Below are 21,372 nucleotides of genomic sequence, written 5' to 3' on the forward strand. Positions count from 1 at the left end.
CTGATGCAAGCGGTGTCATGCCAAGGGGGGGGGCAGTGGCGTTGTCAGCGTTTGCCGAAACGGCGGGCGATGAGCAGGAGCGCGGCAGCACCGCCAATGAAAGCCGCAGCCGTGGAAGGTTCGGGAATCGACGATGCAGCGGTGTAGGTGACGCTCAGTTCGCTGAATGAGAGCGAGCAGCTGGCGCCTGAGGTGGCGAAGAAAGAAACCGCATTGAAGCCGGTGTAAACATTGGTGGTGGTGACCGCACTGGATACGACAGAATCTCCGGCTGCATTCGCGAAATTTGAAGTTACCTGAACTTGATTTCCAGCAAGCAACTTGAGCATAAGCGTTCCGGAAACGGAGGTAAGGCTGGCACTATCGTAGGTGAACTTCGTGGAATCCTGCGTTCCAATCAATGGGCTGCCTGTCGTAGTGGTGGTAAAGAGATTTCCCCCCTCTGCATTTCTGATCCGGATACCATCTGCCGTGCTGTCTTTGGATGCGTAATCAACACGATAGCCGGTGGCTGATCCGAAATTGAGCTTCGATCCATCAGTCGCACTGCCGATATCAAAGAGGCCCAATCGGAAGGTCTGGCCGCTAGCGACGGAGATGCCTGCACCGGTCATCGTGAAATTCAGGGTAAGCGTGTCGCCCGGTTTCACCAACGTCACTTTGTCAAACTTGCCGATGAAGTAGCTGACGCCTGTGGTGGCGGGAGTAAAAACCAATTCTGATGATGATCCGGTAGAGAAGCTTCCTCCCACCGCTGAGCCTCCTGAGCCGACAGCCCATGTGTTTTGCCCCGTTGCAGCGGTTTTGGCCGTTGCAAGATCGTAAACAGTGTTGGCGGTGGCCGTGAGCGGAAGGATGGCAAAAGCTCCCAGTGAGAGCGTAAGAAGCAGCGAACGTGTAGTGTGCATGATGATGAGCGAGGTTGGGTGGTTCGTGTGATTGATGAGGTGAAATGGGGAAACTTCCCCAATAATTAGGAAACGTTTTCGAGAATGTTTCCTTCCGCGCAAGAAAGAAAACGTTTCCGAATTATATTTCGTTGATAAATAGAATGTTAAATTTCCAACAACGAACTTGCCTTCGTCCGGTGGATGCGATGTATTGGCAGGCATCGTGATTCGCCGCTCCCGCCGTATTTCCCGCACTCCCGCACTCATCGGCCCCGCTGCAAACGGCGCGGCGGGGAACAGATCAACTGACAACGGACGCGTGACGGGCATCCGCGAACTGGCGGCGGCACTCGGACTGAGCGTGAGCACGGTGTCGCGGGCAATGAACAACCGCTATGGCGTCGATGCCGAAACACGCGAGCGCGTGGTGGCCGCGGCACGCGAGATCGGTTACGTGCCCGACGCGGCGGCGCGGCGACTCAAGTCGCATCCGCGTCTGCGCGTGGAGGTGCTTTTCTCGCCGTATCACGGTCCCAATGACGAAATCAACCCGGCGGCGCTGGCGACGTTGCAGGCGTTGCGCGAGCGGGCGGCGGCACGCAGCATCGCGCTCGCGGTGCGCGAGCTTACGGATACGCAACCACCGGCGGAGGTCGCGGCGGACCTGGCGACGCATGTGGCGGAGCAAGCCTTTGACGTGGCGATCACGTATGGACATTTTCATGACGAAACGCTCGCCGTGTTGCGCGACAGCCACCTGCCTGTCGTGTGCCTGCAAAGCCAAGCGCGCAGCCTGCGCCAGATCGGCGTGACGGTGGATACGGCCACCGCCGCGTATCAGGCAACCCAATACCTCGCCGCGCTCGGTCACATGCGCGTGGCGCTGGTGGCGGGCGCTGTCGCATCGCTCCACCACCGCGGCTACCACGAGGGTTTCGCGGCGGCGGCGGCGGAGTTCGGGCTGGTGTCGCCGGAGGCGTGGCGTTTGTCGCTGCCACCGGCGGAACTCAACGAGGCGGGGGCCACGGCGGCGCTCGCACCGCTTCTCGCGGCGAAGGCATCCGCGCGCCCGACCGCCATCGTGTTTGCCTCGGACTGGCTGGCGATGGGCGGGTTGCGCGCGGCGCAAACGGCCGGGCTGACTGTGCCGGGAGAGGTAAGCTTGATCGGTTTTGACAATGTCGCCGCCGCCGCCGCGCTCACGCCGCCGTTGACAACATTTGATGTTCACCATGACGCAATGGCCGATGCGGTGCTGGATGCGGCGACCGAATTGCTCGAAAATCCGAACGCCCCCGCCACGCCGGAGCAGGCGGCGCGCATGGTCCGGGCGGATTTGGTGAAACGTGCTTCGTGCGCACGGTGGGGGCGCTGATCGGTTGCTACATCTATCCGACTACAAGGTGCACCAGACCGTCGGTTCCGGCAGTGGCGCGAAGGCGGCGGGGGGCTCCGTCGGACACGACTTTGCCCGCGAGGACGCCGAGGTGAAAGTTTGATTTCGATCCCAGTCCGGTTTCGGACGGCAGTTCGATTTCAGCCGGGACGCCGGCAGGAAGGACAATGCGCAATTCAAAAGTTCCCTTCCCTCGCCTGCCCTGCTCCGCCGCGTCACTAAATTTCCACGACACCTCCACCACTCCGCTCGGCGTTGGCACGCGGCCTCTTGCCCAGCGCAGTCCGCCGGGTTGCGGGGCGATGCGCACCGTTGCATAGCCGGGCTCGGCAGGCTGCACGCCGAGAACGTATCCACTGAGAAAATACGTCGGCGCGGCGGACCAGCCGTGGCAATGGCTGCGCGTCATGCGGGGACGGTCGGCATGGTACATTTCCCAAAAGGCGGTGGCCCCGGCCTCAACCTGTTTGCCCCAATAGTCGCGAATGAGCCGCACCATGTCCCCGCCACGGCCTTCGCGGGCAAGGCCTTCGAGCACGAAAAACATGAAGAACGGACTGCCCGCCGATACAAAGCCCTCGGGCGCAGCCCCCATGATCTCGCGTGTGCGCTTGAGATGCGACGGCGTCGGGACGCCCGCGATATAGGCGGCGGTGTGTGTTTGCTGACTGAATACGGAAGAGCGCGTACCGTCAGGACGGATACAATCGATGTAAGCGCGGCGTTTCGCGTCCCAGAGGTGCGCGTTGACCGCGGCGGCGAGGCGGTCGGCAAGGGCGGTCCAGCGGCGGGCCTGCGGGGCGGCTTCGCGGCCAAGGGCGCGGGCAAGGCCGGCGCACTGGCGCAAACCGAGAACGGCGAGGCAGTTGATGTGCGTAATCTCGCCGCCGGGCGGGGTGTCCATTGCGGCCCAGTCAAACATGTTCCATGCGCGGATTTTTATGAGACCGCGCGGACTGAGGAATTTTTCGATGCCGTCCACGTTGCGGTCGAAGGCACGAATCGCTTCGCGGGCAAACGCACGGTCGCCGGTGAGACGGTAGTGTTCCTCGCCCCAGCGCATCCACAAAAAGCTCCAGGCGGGGAGGATGTTCTCCCAAGCGCTGGGCACCTGGCTTTCGGCGAGTGGGGAACGGTCGAGGCTCTGCGCGACGATGCGCCAGGCATGCGCGCTGAGGCGCGGGTCGCCGTTGGCCACAAGATCGACGAGCGCCTCGTTGCGCGCATCGCCAACCCAGAAGGTTTGTTCGTAGCTGGGGCAGTCGGTGTAGGTGTCCTCGGAGCAACAACGCACGGAATGCGCGCCGGTTTCCCAGATGCGGTCGAGCCAGGCGTCGGAACAGGCGAAGGAGCCCTGACGCTCCTGCGGATACGTGCTGAGCAACACGCGGATGTGGCGGATGCGCACGGGCCTTTGAAAATTGCGCAGGCTGAACCACGAATACTGAAAGCCGCGGCGCACGAGAGTGCGGTAACGCTGCGCACCTTCGCGGCAAATGTACCGGAAGGTGTTGTTCATGCTCTCGGCGAGGTTGTGGCGTCCGTCGGGCTGGATAAACTCGAAGTTGTGATTGTCGATGATCGTGCCGGCAGGGGCGTCGATTTCGAACTCGTGGTAACCGATCACCTCGCGGCCGAAGTCGAGCAACAGGCGCACGCTGGCGGGCACGGCGTCGCGGGCGTTTTTGGCGGCAGGGGGGGGGGGGGGGAGGGGGTGAATAATCGTCCAGTCGGCGGTGTCGTGCTGGAGGGCGGACAAGTTTTGCACACGAACCCGCGGTGTAATGTCAGGGAGGATACGCTCGGAGGCGCATTGGGCGTAAACGTCGGTGTCCGCAACCATGTCACGCGTGAGCGGGCGGACGTAGGCGGCGGCAAATTCGTCGTCACGCAACGCGCCGCGCGCACGGATCGCCTCGAATTGCGCAAGGGTTGCCCCGGCGGGGATTGTGGTGGCGTCGATCATGTGCTGCTCGCTGCCGACGAGCGCGGGCGGCGTGGGATCGTCGGGATTGCCGAAGGGGCCGATGGCGAGCCATGCGGTGGCAGCGGTGGCGGCAGTGTGTGTGGGGGGGGGGGGGGGGAGGGGGGGAGGTTGCGCGGCCCATTGGACGGGTTGCGCGGTCCAGGCGCTGATGACGACCCACCAGTAATGGTCATGAGGCGGCAGGGTACACATGAGGGTGTTCCAGCCAGCCTTGAGGCGGGCCTGGGCAACACCGGTGTCGGTGCGTTGCAACGAGTGATCGTCAAAGGCGAGCGGTTTGCCGTTGAGCGTCCAAGGGACGAAGGGGCGGTGGTGCGGCTGATGAAACTCCACGGCCTGCGCGCGCTCGCTGTGGATGTGCGTGAAGAGAAGCATCGCGCCGCGCGGGACGTTGGCGGTGGCGTCATGGGAATTCAGATACGCGCGCGGATTGAGATTCCACGAATAGCGCGCGGGGCGCACGGCTTCGACGGCGCGGACGCGCACGGGATCGACGGGCTCACGGGTGAGTTGCGGGATGTCGCGCAGGACGAGTTGCGCGTGGCTCCCCTCGCCTGCTTTACGCACGGCGACGGCGGCGGGCCAGGCGGCGAGACTGGCGGCGGTGGCCGGGGCGGGATCGGACGCGGCCCAATCGTGCGGGAAGGCGCGCGCATCATATTGCTCCTCCCAAGGCTGCATGCAACTGATGCGCGGCACGGGCCAGAGATGCCCGGCGTGGGGACTGGCGCGCCAGTCGCCGGAGTCATCGGTAACGAGAGTGTGGATACCGCCGGAGTCCCGCCATGTGAGCTGCGCCAGCAAACCCGGCTCGGCGTGGAGATACTGGAAGGTGCCGATGCCAAAGTGTTGCACAAGCACCGCGAGGACGTTGCGCCCGGGGCGAAGCACGTCGCGCAGATCGTAGGGATCGATGGGCCAGGGAGAGGGCCAGGAGCGCGCCGGACCGTGGCCGAGCCACACGCCATTGACGTAAACTTCGTAACGCGAATCCGCCGTGATGAGCAGCGTGGGCGCGCCGGCCTCGCCGGGGTTGGCGGCGGCGGCGATGACGTCGCCGGCAATTTCAAATTCCCGGCGGAAACAAACGACGTTGTGATAAGCGCGACTGGCTTCGGCGGACCAAATCCAGTGCGCGTTGGCGGCTAGGAAAACCGTATCAGGCCGGGAGGCGGATTTTGTGGTGGGCATGATGAGAAGTGCGTTGGCGAAACAGGATGTGAAATGGGTGGCGAACAGGCTGAGACAAACAAAGCCTGTCATCCTAGCAACCACTCCCGGACACACGCCTTCATTTGCAGCCCGTTCCTAGCAGGATCGGGTCAAATTGGAGCGGCGGGAACGCGGTCACTCCCGGACCTTTTGTTCACTCCGCGTTCGCGGCGATTTGGCCGCGTTTGGCGTGCCAGGCTTTGAGGATCGCCCCGGCAACGGGCGCGGCATAACGACCGCCTCCCGTGTCCTCGCCGGGCGTGTCGCCCTCAAGCATCACGGCAATGGCAATGCGCGGGGACTCGATCGGCGCGAAGCCCACAAACCAGGCGAAATTCAAGGTGCCCTGCGAGGTGCGCTTTTGCGCGGTGCCGGTTTTGCCTGCAATGCGCAAGTCGGGGATTTTGAAGAGAGGGGTGTTCAAGATGCGTCCGGTGCCGGTCAGGGGCACGGCTTCCATGCCGGCGAGCAGCGCGGCGTGCTCGGCAAAGGGCAGATCGAGCGGCGCGGAACGCTGCCGCGGGCGTTGCGGATCGTGCAGGAGCGTGGGGTGGGTCTGCGTCTCGCCGCGGGCAAGCGAGGCAACAAAGGTGGCCATGCCAAGCGGCGTCACGGCGAGGTAACCCTGGCCAATGGACATGTTGGCCGTGTCTCCGGGAAACCATGACAAGCCGATCTCGCGCTTTTTCCAGGCGGGATCGGGAACGATCATGTTGCGAATTTCGCCGGGGAGTTCGATGCCGGTGCGCTGGTCGAGACCGAAACGCCGGGCTTCGGCGGCGATGGCGTCCGGGCCGGTCTGAATGCCGTAGGTGTAGAAGAAGGTGTTGCAGCTTTTCTCGATGGCCTGGGGAAAGGTGACGGGGCCGCGGTCCCGGTGGTTGTTGCAGACAAAGGTGACTTTCCCAACCTGATAATAACCGGTGCACTCGACCTCGCTGCCAGCGGTGATGTGCCCGGAGCGAATGCCGGCCAGCGCGGTGATGAGCTTGAAGGTGGAGCCGGGCGCGTAGAGTCCCTGAATGGCGCGGTTCATCCAGGCGCCTTGTTCGTTGATGCGGGCCGACTCGGCATGGGTCAGGCGGGGAACAAATTCGTTGAGGTCGTAACCAGGCATGCTCGCCAGCACGAGGACTTCGCCGGTGGTGGGATCAATGGCAACGGTGGCGCCTTTGAATCCTGTTTCGCGCATGGCTTTCTCGGCGGCGATTTGCAGGTCGATGTCGAGGCTCGTGATGAGATCGCCACCCTGCACGGGTTGACGGCGTTCGAGCGCGGGCTCCACGCGGTAACCAGCCGGGTCCACGAGGTGAATGGTGCCGCCGGTCTGGCCTTGCAGGCGGTCGTCAAACTGGCGCTCCAAACCGTCGCGCCCGATGGTGCCTTTCATCGCAAAGGTGGTGAGGTCGGAGCCGGGAAAATCCCGGTCAACATTGAGGTCATCGTTGGCCAGCACGTAACCGAGCACGTGCGCCGCCGCGCGTCCATAGGGGTAATGGCGCACGCTCGATGTGTAGAGTTGCAGGGGCGAGGAGACGGGGACGTTTTCGATGATGCGCGCGGCTTCCTCGCGCGTGAGATCCTCGACAAGAATGTAGGGCAGGATGCGCTGGTGGTCGTAGTGGCGGTGGAGGTCGCGGGCATCGACGCGGTCGGCGCGCCCGAGGAGGGCGTTGACCTTGTCGAGATAACGCTGGACGACGGAATAGCGGGCGATGAGCGCGAGTTCCGACGAGGTGGGCATGTTTTGTTTCCGACCCCGATCCCGACCCCGATCCCGCTCCCGAGCTTTGTCCCCCCCCCCCCCCCTGCCCTCTTCGTCCTCGGCGTCGGCGTCGCGATAGTTTTTGCCGATGCGCAGGTATTCGGCGCGAAACTCCGTGCGCAACTCGTCGAGGTAAAGCGTGACGGCAAAGCGCGGACGGTTGCCCACGAGCAGGCGGCCTTCGCGGTCGTAGATGTTGCCGCGCGGTCCGGGCACAAGGATGCGGCGCTGGTTCTGCACCTTGGCCTGCTCGCTGTATTCGCCGGCACGGATGAGCTGCCGGTAGGCGAGGCCGCCAACGAGTATGAGAATCATCGCGGCAATGACGTAATTGAAAAACAGGATACGCGGATTGAAGCTGCGAAACGATTCAACGAGTCCTCCTGATCCCGGGCGTTTTTCGGTCGGCGTGGCCATATGGGAAAAAGGATGTCAGCGGAGGCCGCGCGGCTGTTCGCGCCAGCAGGCGTCGAAGAATTCCAGCGTATGAAGCTGGAAGGAAAAATACCAGGGCGTGACGAGCACGATCACGAGTTGCGACAGAATCAGGTCCGTGAACCAGCGAAGCCAGCCCGCCGCCGGGTCCGGCCAGTCGCCCGTGTGCGCGATGCCGAGCATGAGCATGAAGGCGAGATTGGCAAACAGCGCCGCCGCCACGCCGACCAGCAATTCCGCGCAGGGCAGTCGCTGTCGCAGGTGGAAGATGAGGGTGTGCACCACGGCAAACATCGCCGCGTGCATCCCAAACGGCACCGGGGCCACGGCGTCAAAACACAAGCCGGCCACAAACGCGAAGGCCAGCCCCTCCCGCAATCCGGCGCGCAATGCCGGGAACGCCACCACCAGTCCGCCCAGCCAAATCCCGATGCCAAAGCGCGTGAGCATCTGGTTCGCCTGCGCCCCCAGCCACATCAGCAGCAGCGCGCTGAAGGCGAGGACAAGGAAGCGGCGTAATCCGGCGGGCATGGTGGAAAAAGCTAAAAGGCTAAAAAGCTGAAGGCTGAAATGCTGAAAGCTGAAATGGAGGAGGTTGTTGTAGTGAAAAAAAAGTGACAGCCATGTCGGGCGAAGATTTTTCCGGAGGTTTTAATTTTAGCTTTTTTGTTTTTTAGTTTTTAGCTTTTTCGCCCAGCGGCACCAGCACGGTGACTTCGGCGAGCTGGTTAAGGCGCGGGTCGAGCCGCACACGACCCGTCTTGAACAAGCCGTCAACGCCCGGATCGACGGACGTCACCTCGCCGACAAACAGGCCGGGCGGATACACGCCTCCGATGCCAGAGGTGAGCAGGCGCTGCGGCGCGGACGCCGTGGCAAACACATCCAGCGGCACAAATTCGATCACCCCCCCGGGCGCGGAAAACGAACGGTTGATTCCGCCCTGATAACTCACGGGCCTCGTGTCACCCTCGAACGTCGCCGCGATGCGCACGCCGGGGCTGCTGATCATCTCCACGACCGATGTGTAGGCATGCACCTCCGCGACGCGGCCCACTACACCGCCGCCATAGATGACAGGCGCGCCAACGGTGATCCCGTAATTGGAACCCTTCCTGATGACAAGCCGCTGCCACCACGCCGTAAAATCCCGCAGCACCACGCGGGCCGGTTCCAGACGGTATTCGGGAAACGAGGGCAGCCGCAACAGAGCCTCCAGACGGGCGCGCTCGGCGCGCAGCGCGACGTTTTCCTGAAGCATCACCTCATAGGCGGAGTTGAGCCGCGCCAAGTCGCGCCCCGCCTCGATCAGTTCGTTTTTGGAATGCGTTTTCAGCGACCAGAATTCCTGCAAATCGCTGACGAACGAAGCCGCTGCCTCCGCCGGAGCCTGCAACTCGTAAAAACTCACCCGCCCCATGCGCTTGAAAACCGCCGGCAGCAGCAGCCACGCGAGCAGCACGACGATCAGCGTGAAATACGGGCGGGCTTGGTCGAGGCGTTTTTTCCTCAGGGGCATCAGACGTTTTGCAGCACCCAGTTCAGGTTGGCGAGGACGGCGCCGGTGCCGTTGGCCACGGCGGAGAGCGGATCCTCGGCCACGATCACGGGCAGGCCGGTGCGTTCGCTGAGCAGACGGTCGATGCCGCGGATGAGCGCGCCGCCGCCCGCCATCACGAAGCCACGGTCAACGAGGTCCGCCGAAAGTTCGGGCGGGCAGCGTTCGAGCGTGGAACGCACGGCGTCCACGATCGACGAAATAGGGTCGCTGAGCGCCTCGCGGATTTCCTGCGAGGTGATGTGAATCGTCTTGGGCAGGCCGGCCACCGAGTCGCGGCCCTTGACCTCCATGGTCAGCTCCTCGTCGAGCGGGCAGGCGGAGCCGACGCGCACCTTGATCTCCTCGGCGGTGCGCTCGCCGATGAGCAGGTTGTAGGCCCGCTTCATGTAGTTGACGATGGCGGCGTCGAGTTCGTCGCCGGCCACGCGTATCGACTTTGAGAATACAATGCCGGCGAGCGAGATGATGGCGATCTCCGTGGTGCCGCCGCCGATGTCCACGATCATGTTGGCCGCCGGTTCGTCGATGGGCAGGCCCACGCCGATGGCCGCCGCCATGGGCTCGGGGATCGTGATCACGTCGCGCGCGCCGGCGTGGGTGGCGGAGTCCTTGACGGCGCGTTTCTCCACCTCGGTGATGCCGGAGGGGATGGCGATGACGACACGCGGAGCGACACGCAGGGCGTTGTTGTGCACCTTGCGGATGAAGTAACGGAGCATCGCCTCGGTGACATCGAAATCGGCAATGACGCCGTCCTTCATCGGCCGGATGGCGGTGATGTTGCCGGGAGTGCGACCGAGCATACGCTTGGCCTCGTCACCGACGGCGCGGACTTTGCGGGTGGTGGTGTCGAGGGCGACCACACTGGGCTCGCGCATGACGATGCCCTTGTCCTTCACATAAACGAGTGTGTTGGCCGTGCCGAGGTCGATGCCGATGTCGTTGGAAAAGTAGCCGAGAATGGACGCTGCCATGGTGCTGTTGTAAATGGGTGAATATCGTGCGGTTGAACGATGTGTTTTCCTGCGAGGTGCAAAGAACGGGCGTCACGCCCGACTGTCAAAGGGGAAAACGGCAAGCGGGGAAACCCGGAGGCGGCAGAAAACCCAGAGAGAGCTGCCCAAACTGTGGCATAGAAGAAGACGAAGGGAACAAAGGCCCGGCCTCCTGTAGCCATTTGCTACTTGGTAGGGAGGCCTTTGTGCCCTCTGCCGAGGGCAGCCCTTCGGGCCATCGCCGTCGGCGATGCCATCTGCGCGCTGCTGCGCTCCGTCCGAGGCCTCCGCCGTGCGTAGTGTGAGAATGCGAAATTCATAGGTAGATGGAGCGTGGTTTCGGAGGCCTCGGAGAGGCCTCCCTACCGTTAAGACGACGGCTAAAGCTCAACTTAAAATGCGCTAGACAAGCTGTATATCAATGACTTATATTCGCCAATCGGGTAATGGCTTCGTGCTCTTGGTTGCTTCTGTGCAATCTCTGCATGAGTTGGTCAACCCAGTTGCCACTGCCACCGTCGGGCAACCAATTATAAATTTTTCGATTATAGGAACATCAGGCTTTTACCCGATGAAATATATGTTTTCATTCGATGCAGACTGATTTCGACAAGACTTCTTCCACTTCCGGTCTCGCTGGTTGATTCAAGCTAAGATCCGATGAGCCCGGGCAGCGCTCATGCCCCTTGTTCTCTGGCGTGGGCGCTGTTTTTTTTGAAATGAAACGGCGGCCACGCCACCACTCCCGGCACCCGACTCCCGGCATCACGCGGCCGACAGACAGCGCACCGCCATGTCGCGCAACACATCTTCCTGCTCGTTGGGTCGCTGGATGACTTCCTCGAAGGCGCGGATGAATTCCTGCTGGTTGTCGATCAACCGGCGCAGCGGAGGCAGGGCCTTGCCGCCACCAGCCAGCTTGCCCACATACCAAGGGTTTTGCGTGAACACGTTGTAGGAACTCTTCTCGGTTACGCCGATGAAATGCGCGCCGTAGGTCTTCGCCGCGGCGGGCAGGCCGTCCAGTCCGCGTCCCCCCGCCCGGACATCGCCCGCATCCATCAAGGCGCGCACTTGGATGAGGATGCGGTTGCGATTTTGCAACGCCGACAAAACGGGACGCGAATGCCCGCCCGCGTAAAAATGCCGGTGCAGCGCCTCAAGCGTCCATTTCAAGTTGCCTGCGAAAAACGCCTCCGCCGTCTCGAAAAAATCCCCCTCCGCCACATTGGGCGTGATCTCCTCCACATGCGCCTCCTCGATCACCACGGGCCTGCGCGCGGAGCCGTCGCCAAAACCCCCGCCCGCGTCCGTGACGACGCCACCCATCCCCCCCCCCCCCCCGGCTGTAGTTGTTTCCCCACTACTGGAGGCGTAGGTGGCGAGCTTGCGCACCTCCTCGATCAGCAGGCGCGTGTTGGAGCCGATGCGGGCGACCAGCATTTGCAGGGCGCCCTCGCCAAACGTCGCGCCCAGCGCCTGGGCCTCCGTGAGCACCACGCCCGCCAGCGCATCCGACGCGCCTTCGCCCTCGCCTCCGATCAACGTGAAATCGGCCGTCTTCTCGCACCACTTGGGGAACGCCCTCCGCCGGTCCACGGGCGCCGCCGACACCACGACGGAGACCTCCGCCGGATTGAGCGAACCGAGGATTTGTTGCAAATCCTCGACCAGACGCAGCGTGCCCTCGGCGCGACCGGTCACGGAATCGGCGAGGAAATTGACGTCCTTGAACCACACCACGCGCCGCCCGCCGAACATCGAGATCGTCTGCACACTCTCTCGAAACCGGTTGATCGCATCCGAGACCTCGCCGCCATTGTTGGCAAAACCGCTGATGACCTCGCGTGAAAACTCGTCATCCACGCCCTTCGCCAATTCCTCATAACGGGCCTTGCCGGCCCGGCTGACGAGGAAGTCATCGGACCCGCAGACAAAAACAAACGGCTTCGCGGATTGGGAGTCGGACATGGGTTGGATCGGGGACAAAAACTGAAAACCTGAAAAGCGGAAAGCTGAAACATCCCGTATTGGGGAGACCGCCCTCCGGTGTTCGTTGCGCCAACTCCACGCTTGCCCGCCACCTCTGCCGCCGGGTTGATTGGCGGGATGCCAGTTTCATTCCACGTCGCCACCGCACTCGAAGCCGCCCTCAAAACCGCCGCCTCCGCCGCCGGGCTGGACGCCGCCGCGTTTTCGCCCGACGTGCGCACCGCCGATCCCAAGCACGGCGACTATCAAGCCAATGGCGTCCTAGGCTACGCCAAACGCGAAAAACAAAACCCGCGCGCCCTCGCCGAGAAACTCACCGCCGCCCTCCCCCCCCCCCTCCGCGCCGACTTCGACATCACCATCGCCGGCCCCGGTTTCATCAACTTCACCCTCCGCCCCTCCGCCGCCCAAGCCTGGCTCAACGCCTACGGCACCCGCCAAAAACTCGGGGCCGGGGCCGCCGCCGCCTGCGCCGGGCAAACCTGGGTCGTCGATTACAGCTCGCCCAACACCGCCAAGCAAATGCACGTCGGCCACCTGCGCTCCGCCGTCATCGGCGAGGCCATCTGCCGCCTGCTCGCCTTTGCCGGTGCGCGCGTCATCCGCGACAACCACCTCGGCGACTGGGGCACGCAATTCGGCAAACTCATCTACGGCTACAAGCGCTGGGTGAATCCGGAAAAACTCGCCTCCGAGCCCATCGAGGAACTCGAACGCCTCTACAAACTCGGCAACAACGCCACTCCCGAAGGCTCGCCCGAACTCGAAGAGGCCCGCCAGGAACTCGTGAAACTCCAGACCGGCGACCCGGCCAATGTCGCTCTCTGGAAAAAATTCAGCGACATCAGCCTCGCCGCCTTCCAGCAAATCTACGACCGGCTCGGTATCCGCTTTGACCATACACTCGGCGAGAGCTTTTACAACGACAAGGTGGACCACGTGTATTCGGAACTCACCGACACCACCCTCCCCGGCGGCGCGCTCGCCGTGGAAAGCCAGGGAGCGCTCGTCGTCTTTCATCCCGAACACCCGCGCTTCAAAACCCAGCCCTTCATCATCCGCAAGACCGACGGCGCGAGCAACTACGCCACCACCGACCTTGCCACCGCGCTCTACCGCATCGAGGAGTTCCACGCCGACGGCATTGCCTACGTCACCGACTTCCGTCAGGGCGACCACTTCGAGCAGCTTTTCCTGACCGTCAAAAAGTGGTTCGAGAAGACCGGCCGCCGCGCCCCGCGCCTGGAGCACGTCAGCTTTGGCGCCGTGACCGGCGAGGACGGCAAGGCACTCAAAACGCGCGACGGCGAAACCGTGAAACTCAAGTCCCTGCTCAACGAAGCCGAGGACCGCGCCTTCGCCCTTGTCACGGCCAAGAATGCCGAGCGTCCCGAAGGCGAGCGTTTCACCGAGGCCGAGTGCCGGGAGATCGCCCGCGCCGTCGGCGTCGGCTCCGTGCAATACGCCGATCTTTCGCAAAACCGCAGCAGCAACTACGTCTTTTCGTGGGACAAAATGCTGGCGCTCGACGGCAACACCGCGCCCTACCTGCTCTACGCCGTGGCACGCATCCGCTCCATCTTCCGCAAGCTCGGCCTCCCGCCGCCGGATCAGGAGTCAGGAGACGAAGGTCAGCGGGCGGAGGACTACGCGGCCGCCGCCAGTCAAATCGAGACGCCCGCCGAGATGTCCCTCGCGCGCAAGCTCGTAAAGCTCCCCGACACCCTCGCGCTGGCGACCGGACAGTTGCGCCCGCATTTCCTCTGTCTGTATCTCTACGAACTGGCGGGCGAATTCAGCGCCTTTTACGCCGCCGAGAAAGTTGCCGTGGACGACCCTGCCGTGCGCGCCCGCCGCCTGCTCCTCTGCGCGCGCACGCTCCTCGTATTGGAAACAGGACTACATCTTCTCGGCCTGCGCACGCTCGAACGCATGTGATCTTGCCCGGTAGGGAGGCCTCTCCGAGGCCTCCGTGAGCGTAGTGCGAGGAAGCGAAACTGATAGGTAGTTGGAGCGTGGTTTCGGAGGCCTCGGAGAGGCCTCCCTACCGGGCAAGACAACGGCTACAGTTTTGAATAAAATGCCCTGACAGGACGTAGCTCGGAGCCTTAGCCCGAGCTACGACATGCACGGGATCACTTCGCCGGCTTCTTCGCAACCTTGCCGCCTTTGGTTTTCTTCGCGTTGCCCGCTTTCGCGCCGGTTGCTCCGCGCTTCACCTTGAGCGCGGCGGTGATGAAGGCCGCGAAAAGCGGGTGCGGCTTGTTGGGCTTGGACTGAAACTCGGGATGGAATTGCACCGCGACAAACCAAGGATGGCGGTCTTTGCCGATCTCGATGATCTCAACGAGATTGCGGCGCGGATTGATGCCGCTGACCACGAGGCCCCCGCGCTGGAGCTGGCCGACGTAGGCATTGTTGACCTCGAAACGGTGCCGGTGCCGCTCGCGGATGCTCGGCACTTTGTAGGCACGCGCGGCGAGCGTGCCGGGCGTGAGCGAACATTCGTAGCTGCCTAGGCGCATGGTCGCGCCCTTGTCGATAATCTGCTTCTGCTCCTCCATCATGTTGATGACGGGATGCTCGGCGGCGGGATCGAACTCGACAGAGTTGGCCCCCTTGAGCTTGAGCACGTTGCGGGCGTACTCGATGACGGCGATCTGGAGGCCGAGACAGAGGCCGTAGTAGGGAATCTTGTTTTCGCGGGCGTAGCGGGCGGCGGCGATTTTGCCCTCCGTGCCGCGATCGCCGAAACCGCCGGGCACGAGGATGCCGTCGAGTCCCTTGAGGAGCGCGAGGCCGTTTTTCTTTTCCAGTTCCTCGGCGTCGATGCGGCGGATGTGAACCTTGCAGTTGTTGGCAATGCCGCCGTGGGCGACGGATTCGTAAACGGATTTGTAGGCGTCCTGAAGCTCGATGTACTTGCCGACGACGCCGATCGTGACCTCGTGCGCGGGGCTTTTTACGCGGCGCACGATTTCCTCCCAGATGTTTTTCGGCGGAAGCGGTTTTTGGAGTTCAAAGATGTCCACCACGAGCTGGTCCATGCCTTCTTTCTGGAGGGCGAGCGGGAGTTCGTAGATGGAGCCGACGTCACGGCATTCGATGACGGCTTTGACCGGGACGTTGCAGAAAAGGGAGATTTTGTCGCGCAGGCCGTGGTCAAGCGGCTGTTCGCAGCGGCACACCAGGATGTCGGGCTGGATGCCGATCTCGCGCAGTTTGGCGACGGATTGCTGCGTGGGCTTGGTCTTCAATTCCCCCGCCGCCTGAAGAAACGGCACCAGTGTAACGTGAATAAAGATACAGTCCTTCTTGCCCACTTCGAGGGCGAACTGGCGCATCGCCTCGACGAAGGGCAGCCCCTCGATGTCGCCCGTGGTGCCGCCGATCTCGGTGATGAGCACATCCACGTCTTTGCCGCCCTGGTAGATGCGATCCTTGATTTCGTTGGTGACGTGCGGGATGACTTGCACGGTCTTGCCGAGATAAACGCCGCGGCGCTCCTTCTGGATGACGCTTTCGTAGATCTGGCCCGAACTAAGGCTGTTGACGCGGGAGAGCTTGCCGCTCGTGAAGCGCTCGTAATGGCCGAGGTCGAGGTCGGTTTCGGCCCCGTCCTCGAGCACATACACTTCGCCGTGCTGGAAGGGGCTCATGGTGCCCGGATCCACGTTGAGATAGGGATCGAACTTCTGGATGCGGACGGTGAGTCCGCGCATCTCCAGGAGAGCGCCCAATGCCGCCGCTGTCAGCCCCTTGCCCAGCGATGAAACCACGCCGCCAGTCACGAAAATGTATTTCATCGGAAAGGGATATGCGGGCAGCAAAAACCGTGACAAGAAAAACAAGAGAGCGATCAGGTCTGTTGCAGACTTTCGCCTTGAGCCCGTGCTGTCCCCATGCGCTGCGGCGTCGTTGCCCGCATAAGGAACTCAAAACGCATCCATTAGAACAGAGACAAGGTCAGTCTGACTATTGACCGAGGCTCGACGCTGTGTCCCGCCATCATCGGAATTCGCAACTCGTTTCCGAAACCAGAAACCCTGCGACCAAATGAACAAAACCACCCTGCGAACCGCCTGTGCGGCTCTGGCGTTGCTGACCACCGGCGCGCTCACTGCCCAGGCCCAAACCCAGCCCGACATGGAGCGCATCAACGCCTCCATGCAGAAGATGGAATCCACCATCAACCAACTCATGACTCGCATCGCCGAGCTTGAGAAGGAACGCGACGCCGCCCGCGCCGCCGCCGCTCCCGCGGCCTACGCCGCCACCGGCCAAGCCGGCGCCCCCTCCGCTGGCGCGCCCGCGGCCCAGCCCGCCGACCTGCTCGACAGCGATGGCTACATCACGCTGCCCCGCACCGGTCTCAAGGCCCGCCTCAACGTCAAGCCCCGCCTCGACATAACGATGGACAGCCGCAACTCGGGCAACGAAGACCGCTTCGTCACCGCCCAGATCCCCGTCAAGGGCAGCGCGGACTACGGAGGCGGCGAGCACTTCAACATGAACATGAAGGCCACCACCATCACGTTCGACGTTGTCTCCAACGACAGCGACAAATTCGCCTTCCACTACGACAACGACTTCTTCGGCCGCGGCGACAACGACTACAACTTCCGCGTCAACCAAATCTGGGTCCGCTACGGCAACCTCATCGTTGGCCAGGGCGTTCTCCCCTTTGAGGACTCCGACATCTGGGCCGACACCGTGGACTTCGAAGGCATCAACGCCCAGACCTACGCCCGCCAGCCCATGATCCGCTACAACTACTCCATCAACAACGAATGGAGCAGCGCCTTCGCTCTCTCCAAGCCCGTTGCCTACGTGGACAGCGGTACGCTCGATGCCGAGGACAATCCCATCGACGCCGACGTCACCAAACGCATGCCCGATTTCTCCGCCAACATCCGTTGGGAACGTGAAAGCTTCGGCCACATCCAGCTCAGCGGCATGGCCCGCGAAATCACCGCCGACAACGGCAACGGTCGCGGCAAGCAGGACGTCTTCGGCTGGGGCCTGAGCCTCAGCGGTGTGATCAAGATCACCGAAAACGACTCCGTCCAACTCATGGCCAACTACGGCCAGGGCACCTTCAGCTACATGAACGACGCCTTCATCAGCGGCGACGCCTCCTACAACAACGCTGGCGACCTCAAGGCCCTCACCTACAAAGGCTTCCTCGCCGCCTACTCGCACCGCTGGAACGAATCCTGGCGCTCCACCGCCACCTACGGCTGGCTGCAAATTGACAACGAAGGCGGTCAGACCGGCGACGCGTATCACCGCACCCAATACGCCAGCGTCAACGCCATCTGGACGGTCATGCCCCGCTGGGACATCGGCTTCGAAGTCCTCTACGGCTACAAGAAGGAAAATAGCGGCGCCAGCGGCGACGTCCTCCGCGCGCAAGTCGCCTTCATGTATTCCTTGTTCTAACACTCCCCCGCACCACGTGCGCCAAAAAGCCCGGGCTCCATGCCCGGGCTTTTTTTATGAAGCGAAATGACGCAACCAACCCAGGAGGGCGGGTCTCCCGACCCGCCAGACGCGGCGCAGCCGCGCCATCCGGAATTGCGGCGCTTCGCGCCGTCGGCGGGTCGGGAGACCCGCCCTCCTTAGTATTTTGCTCTACTTACCCCCGCACGCAGCGCCACACCGCGTGGCATTGGGTCAGCAGCGCCTGCAATTCATCGAGCGGCACCATATTGGGCCCGTCGGAAAGCGCATTGGCCGGGTCGGGATGCGTTTCCAAAAACAACCCGTCCGCCCCTGCCGCCAACGCGGCCAAGGCCAGCGGCGGCACGAACTCGCGCTGCCCGGAACTCTTCCCCCCCCCCCCCCCCGGAAGCTGCACGCTGTGCGTCGCGTCGAGAATCACCGGGTATCCATTGCGCGCCATGATCGGGAAGCTGCGCATGTCCACGACCAGATTTTGGTAGCCAAACGTCGTCCCCCGCTCCGTCTGCCAGATTTCGGCGGCGCGCCCTTCACGGAGTTTTCCAGTAACGTGAACCATGTCCTGCGGCGCGAGAAACTGGCCTTTCTTGACATTGACGACACGCCCCGTGGCAGCGGCGGCGAGCAGGATGTCCGTCTGACGGCAGAGAAAGGCGGGAATCTGCAACACATCGCACACCTCGGCGACGCGGGCGCACTGGTCGGCGTCGTGGATGTCGGTGAGGACGGGAAACCCGTAGTCGCGTTTCACCAAGGCGAGGAGTTTCAGCCCCTCGTCGATGCCGGTGCCGCGAGGCCCGGCGATGGAGGTGCGGTTGGCCTTGTCGAACGACCCCTTGAAGACGATCCGCAGTTCCGGCAGCGCCCGGGCGATCTCCGTCAGTCGCGAGGCGACCGCCCGGCAAACGGTTTCATTTTCGAGCGAGCAGGGACCGGCGATGACGAGAAGTTTTGTTGGATCGTAAAGCATTCCGACAAGCCCGCCGCGACACCGGGGAGAGGCAAGATTTTTCCGGACAGGAGCAGGGGGGGGATAGTCGGCGTAGATGGGGCCGTCTTGTTCAAATTCAACGATATGGCTGGCTTTGATTTGAAACACCGCCTTCAGCGAAGCGTCCGCGACGCCCTGGCCTTCGTGCGAGTCGCTTCCGGGACGACATCGGGATGAAACAACTTCCACATCTCGACACATCAACGCCTCGGCAACCGTTCGACTGTCGCCCCCCCCTTTTAACCGCTTATGAATCTGAAATTTTCAAGCCAATGGCCGCGCGGTGCACTGCGGGCGCGTGATCAGCCGCCCGATTTTCTCGTGCGTTTTCTCGCCTCCAGTCTGGCCATCACTTCGGAGGCCATCGTTTCATCGGTTCGGGCAATGGGCTTTGCACCGTTGGCACGCCAATGTTCCAGAACGGCAACCGCGTATTGCGCTCGCGACCAGCCAAGTGCCTCGGCCCGCGCATCTATCAACTCAACGAGTTCCTTGGGGGCGCTGGCACTGATGTAAGCCCTGTCTTTACCGATTTTTCCCACAAGGGAATGCGACTTCCGATTTTCCCGGTGGGCGACAAAAAGCTTGCCAAATGTGTTATACTAGCTAGTTCAACACATCTACCCGCAATTCCCCGCCTTCAGAACACCATCGTTATGAAACCCCATCGTTCGTCCCCGGTTCGTCCGCACAAGTTGCGCCCTCACCCTCATCGAGTCTCGATTCTCATGCGCCCTGCTTGGGAGGCATCAACTTTTCCCAAGGACAATTCAATGCGCGTTGAATCCGCAGCACCGTTGCCAGCAATGGGTTGATTTCCCCCGCTTCGATTCGTTGCAGCGTTCGGATGTCCATATCCGCCATTTCGGACAATTTCTCCTGGGTTATCGCCCGGGCAACTCGCTCACGCCGCACATTGGCACCGAAACGAACTGTTTCACGCTGGATTTCATTAGGAAGAGACACGTCTGCATTATGCTGAAAAGCCTTTCCGATCCTTACGGCATGGATGCCGTAATTTTTCTTGACGCTTACGGCACAGATGCCGTAAGCCATCGAGCAATGACAAGCTCCGTTCCTCACATCGCTACCGAGCCAGATTCCTCCGAACACACCCGAAAATTTCCCCGACCAACAATCCTTCCCCATTCCATGACTTCCTTCTTTCGCCCTCCCCTCTCTCGTGCCTTCACGCTCATCGAGCTGCTGGCCGTCATCGTGATCATCGGCCTTCTTGCCGCGATTATCATCCCGGTTGTCGGAGTGGTCAGAGCCACCGCGCACACCAGCGTTTGTTCGTCCAACCTCCGCCAACTCGCCATGGCGTGCAACCTCTACGCTCAGGACAACAACGGGAAATTTCCCTCCACTAGGCTTTACAACAGCGGCAACCGAAGCGACGGAAACTATGGAGTCCTTGAATACGTGGGGAACAGCAGACTGACCCCGGTGTATCGTTGTCCCTCACTCAAAAACTATCCATTCGGTCCAGAGCACATCCTGCCAGGAACCGAAACCGGCGGTTGCACCTACACCGCATCACTGACCACCAGCAACAACGCAAACGGAGGCGGCATCCCGCTTGTCTACGTCAGCCAAGTCGAAATTCCCAGCCGTACAGCGTGGATCATGGACGGCGTGTGGGAAGGAACCTATTTCTACTCGGTCATTGGCCGCAACGAACTCAAAAACCGGATCGCCCAACTCCAATTCCCGCACAAAGGACGCCAGAACGTTGTCTTTGTGGACATCCATGTGGAAGCCATTGCACGGGACAAATTCCCCGCCGACCCCACCGCCACTTTCTGGACCAGCCATTGATCCTCACACGACAACGCCAGCCAGATTATTCCCTCCGGCCAACCAACCGGCCCTGTTCAAACCCAACCCAAATCAACCAAACCCAACCAAAGAAAAACGCATGAAAACAACACGCCTCCTCACAATGCTCTCCCTAACCGCGCTCGTCGCACTGCCCCTGTCGGCGGTGACGATCACGCCGCAGCAATTCGGCTCCATCAACCCATCGCTGGTCAACCAAATCATCATCCAGCAAACCACCGAAACGGGACTTTACGGCATCCGCTATGAAGACGCCCAGTATCGGAGCGCGCTCCAAACATTCACGTGGGAAGGGACAGGCGACTTGACCGGACTCGGCATCAAACTCGCCGCCAACGGCAACAACCTGAATGGCACCGCGGCCTACTACCTCCGCATCTTCAAAGTGAGTGCCCTGACCGCAGGGCCGGACTCCAGCGTCACCTCGCCCGCGCTGAGGGAATACGAATTCAGCCTCACCGGAGACTACAGAACCATCACCGATTATCTCTACTTCGCATTGCCCGCCTCCCTGACGCTGGAAAACGGCGGCACTTACATGTTTCAAATCATCAACAAGGCGGAAGTGGTGAAACGCCTCTCCTTTGCCACCGCCGCAGGAGGCACCAGCACCTATGCGCACGGCGTTGGTTACACCCATTACAGCAGCACTCCCACAGCACCAACCACGATCAGTGACAACAGTGGTGGCGTGATAAAGGATTACGTCTTCTTCCTGACCGGCAGCCCGGCTATCCCCGAACCCCGCACGCTCGGACTGCTCATTGGCTGTATCGTCGGCATGGCTACACTTGGCTGGCGAAAAATCCATCGAACAACCCAGCCCTAAACCCCCCGGCGAAC

At 62.1% G+C, this 21,372-nt stretch carries 16 protein-coding genes; 6 read left to right on the forward strand and 10 right to left on the reverse strand.

All coding sequences use genetic code 11. The features are described from left to right. Positions 1 to 44: 44 nt before the first annotated feature. On the reverse strand, positions 45 to 908 hold the full coding sequence (locus OBACDRAFT_RS08785; protein ID WP_043584771.1) for a hypothetical protein: 864 nt from the start codon (positions 906 to 908) through the stop codon (positions 45 to 47). 166 nt (positions 909 to 1,074) lie between these two features. Here OBACDRAFT_RS08785 and OBACDRAFT_RS08790 point away from each other — a divergent pair, with 166 nt between their 5' ends. Next, positions 1,075 to 2,265 carry a LacI family DNA-binding transcriptional regulator gene (locus tag OBACDRAFT_RS08790; RefSeq protein WP_052361540.1) on the forward strand — a complete coding sequence of 397 codons (1,191 nt, stop codon included), beginning with the start codon at positions 1,075 to 1,077 and terminating at the stop codon, positions 2,263 to 2,265. A 13-nt stretch (positions 2,266 to 2,278) separates the two neighbouring features. Here OBACDRAFT_RS08790 and OBACDRAFT_RS08795 read toward each other — a convergent pair whose 3' ends face one another. From OBACDRAFT_RS08795 to OBACDRAFT_RS08820, 6 genes are all read right to left on the reverse strand, one after another. Continuing rightward, on the reverse strand, positions 2,279 to 5,464 hold the full coding sequence (locus OBACDRAFT_RS08795) for a family 78 glycoside hydrolase catalytic domain (RefSeq protein ID WP_052361554.1): 3,186 nt from the start codon (positions 5,462 to 5,464) through the stop codon (positions 2,279 to 2,281). Positions 5,465 to 5,639: 175 nt separating this feature from the next. Continuing rightward, positions 5,640 to 7,667: a penicillin-binding transpeptidase domain-containing protein gene (locus tag OBACDRAFT_RS08800; protein ID WP_043584773.1), complete on the reverse strand. Its 2,028-nt coding sequence runs from the start codon at positions 7,665 to 7,667 to the stop codon at positions 5,640 to 5,642. 15 nt (positions 7,668 to 7,682) lie between these two features. Continuing rightward, positions 7,683 to 8,216, reverse strand: coding sequence for a hypothetical protein (locus OBACDRAFT_RS08805; RefSeq protein ID WP_043584775.1), 534 nt, complete (start codon positions 8,214 to 8,216; stop codon positions 7,683 to 7,685). A gap of 142 nt (positions 8,217 to 8,358) precedes the next feature. After that, positions 8,359 to 9,204: a rod shape-determining protein MreC gene (gene mreC, locus OBACDRAFT_RS08810; protein WP_043584777.1), complete on the reverse strand. Its 846-nt coding sequence runs from the start codon at positions 9,202 to 9,204 to the stop codon at positions 8,359 to 8,361. Then, on the reverse strand, positions 9,204 to 10,220 hold the full coding sequence (locus OBACDRAFT_RS08815) for a rod shape-determining protein (RefSeq protein WP_043584778.1): 1,017 nt from the start codon (positions 10,218 to 10,220) through the stop codon (positions 9,204 to 9,206). The genes mreC and OBACDRAFT_RS08815 overlap by 1 nt, the downstream gene beginning before the upstream one ends. 786 nt (positions 10,221 to 11,006) lie before the next feature. Continuing rightward, on the reverse strand, positions 11,007 to 12,212 hold the full coding sequence (locus OBACDRAFT_RS08820; protein ID WP_043584780.1) for a DNA polymerase III subunit delta: 1,206 nt from the start codon (positions 12,210 to 12,212) through the stop codon (positions 11,007 to 11,009). A gap of 102 nt (positions 12,213 to 12,314) precedes the next feature. On the opposite strand from OBACDRAFT_RS08820, the gene argS reads away from it, so the two are divergent. Next, a complete protein-coding gene (argS, locus tag OBACDRAFT_RS08825) occupies positions 12,315 to 14,171 on the forward strand; it encodes an arginine--tRNA ligase (protein ID WP_232766905.1) in 1,857 nt (618 codons plus the stop codon). A 197-nt stretch (positions 14,172 to 14,368) separates the two neighbouring features. On the opposite strand, the gene pyrG is transcribed toward argS, so the two are convergent. Then, on the reverse strand, positions 14,369 to 16,039 hold the full coding sequence (gene pyrG, locus OBACDRAFT_RS08830; RefSeq protein ID WP_043584784.1) for a CTP synthase: 1,671 nt from the start codon (positions 16,037 to 16,039) through the stop codon (positions 14,369 to 14,371). A 250-nt stretch (positions 16,040 to 16,289) separates the two neighbouring features. Here pyrG and OBACDRAFT_RS08835 point away from each other — a divergent pair, with 250 nt between their 5' ends. Further along, positions 16,290 to 17,675 (forward strand): DcaP family trimeric outer membrane transporter, encoded by a 1,386-nt coding sequence (locus tag OBACDRAFT_RS08835; RefSeq protein WP_043584785.1) that lies wholly within the window; start codon positions 16,290 to 16,292, stop codon positions 17,673 to 17,675. A gap of 196 nt (positions 17,676 to 17,871) precedes the next feature. On the opposite strand, the gene kdsA is transcribed toward OBACDRAFT_RS08835, so the two are convergent. Then, positions 17,872 to 18,666: a 3-deoxy-8-phosphooctulonate synthase gene (gene kdsA, locus OBACDRAFT_RS08840; RefSeq protein ID WP_043584872.1), complete on the reverse strand. Its 795-nt coding sequence runs from the start codon at positions 18,664 to 18,666 to the stop codon at positions 17,872 to 17,874. Between the two features lie 270 nt (positions 18,667 to 18,936). On the opposite strand from kdsA, the gene OBACDRAFT_RS28015 reads away from it, so the two are divergent. Next, a complete protein-coding gene (locus tag OBACDRAFT_RS28015; RefSeq protein WP_157836967.1) occupies positions 18,937 to 19,203 on the forward strand; it encodes a hypothetical protein in 267 nt (88 codons plus the stop codon). A 210-nt stretch (positions 19,204 to 19,413) separates the two neighbouring features. On the opposite strand, the gene OBACDRAFT_RS26365 is transcribed toward OBACDRAFT_RS28015, so the two are convergent. After that, a complete protein-coding gene (locus OBACDRAFT_RS26365) occupies positions 19,414 to 19,743 on the reverse strand; it encodes a helix-turn-helix transcriptional regulator (protein WP_232766909.1) in 330 nt (109 codons plus the stop codon). A gap of 96 nt (positions 19,744 to 19,839) precedes the next feature. On the opposite strand from OBACDRAFT_RS26365, the gene OBACDRAFT_RS26370 reads away from it, so the two are divergent. Continuing rightward, entirely contained in the window at positions 19,840 to 20,508 is a 669-nt protein-coding gene (locus tag OBACDRAFT_RS26370) for a type II secretion system protein (protein ID WP_081721908.1), read from the forward strand. Positions 20,509 to 20,608: 100 nt separating this feature from the next. Then, positions 20,609 to 21,358, forward strand: coding sequence for a hypothetical protein (locus OBACDRAFT_RS08855; protein ID WP_043584789.1), 750 nt, complete (start codon positions 20,609 to 20,611; stop codon positions 21,356 to 21,358). Positions 21,359 to 21,372: the final 14 nt, after the last annotated feature.

The organism is Geminisphaera colitermitum TAV2 (assembly GCF_000171235.2).
Taxonomy (GTDB): Bacteria; Verrucomicrobiota; Verrucomicrobiia; order Opitutales; family Opitutaceae; genus Geminisphaera; species Geminisphaera colitermitum.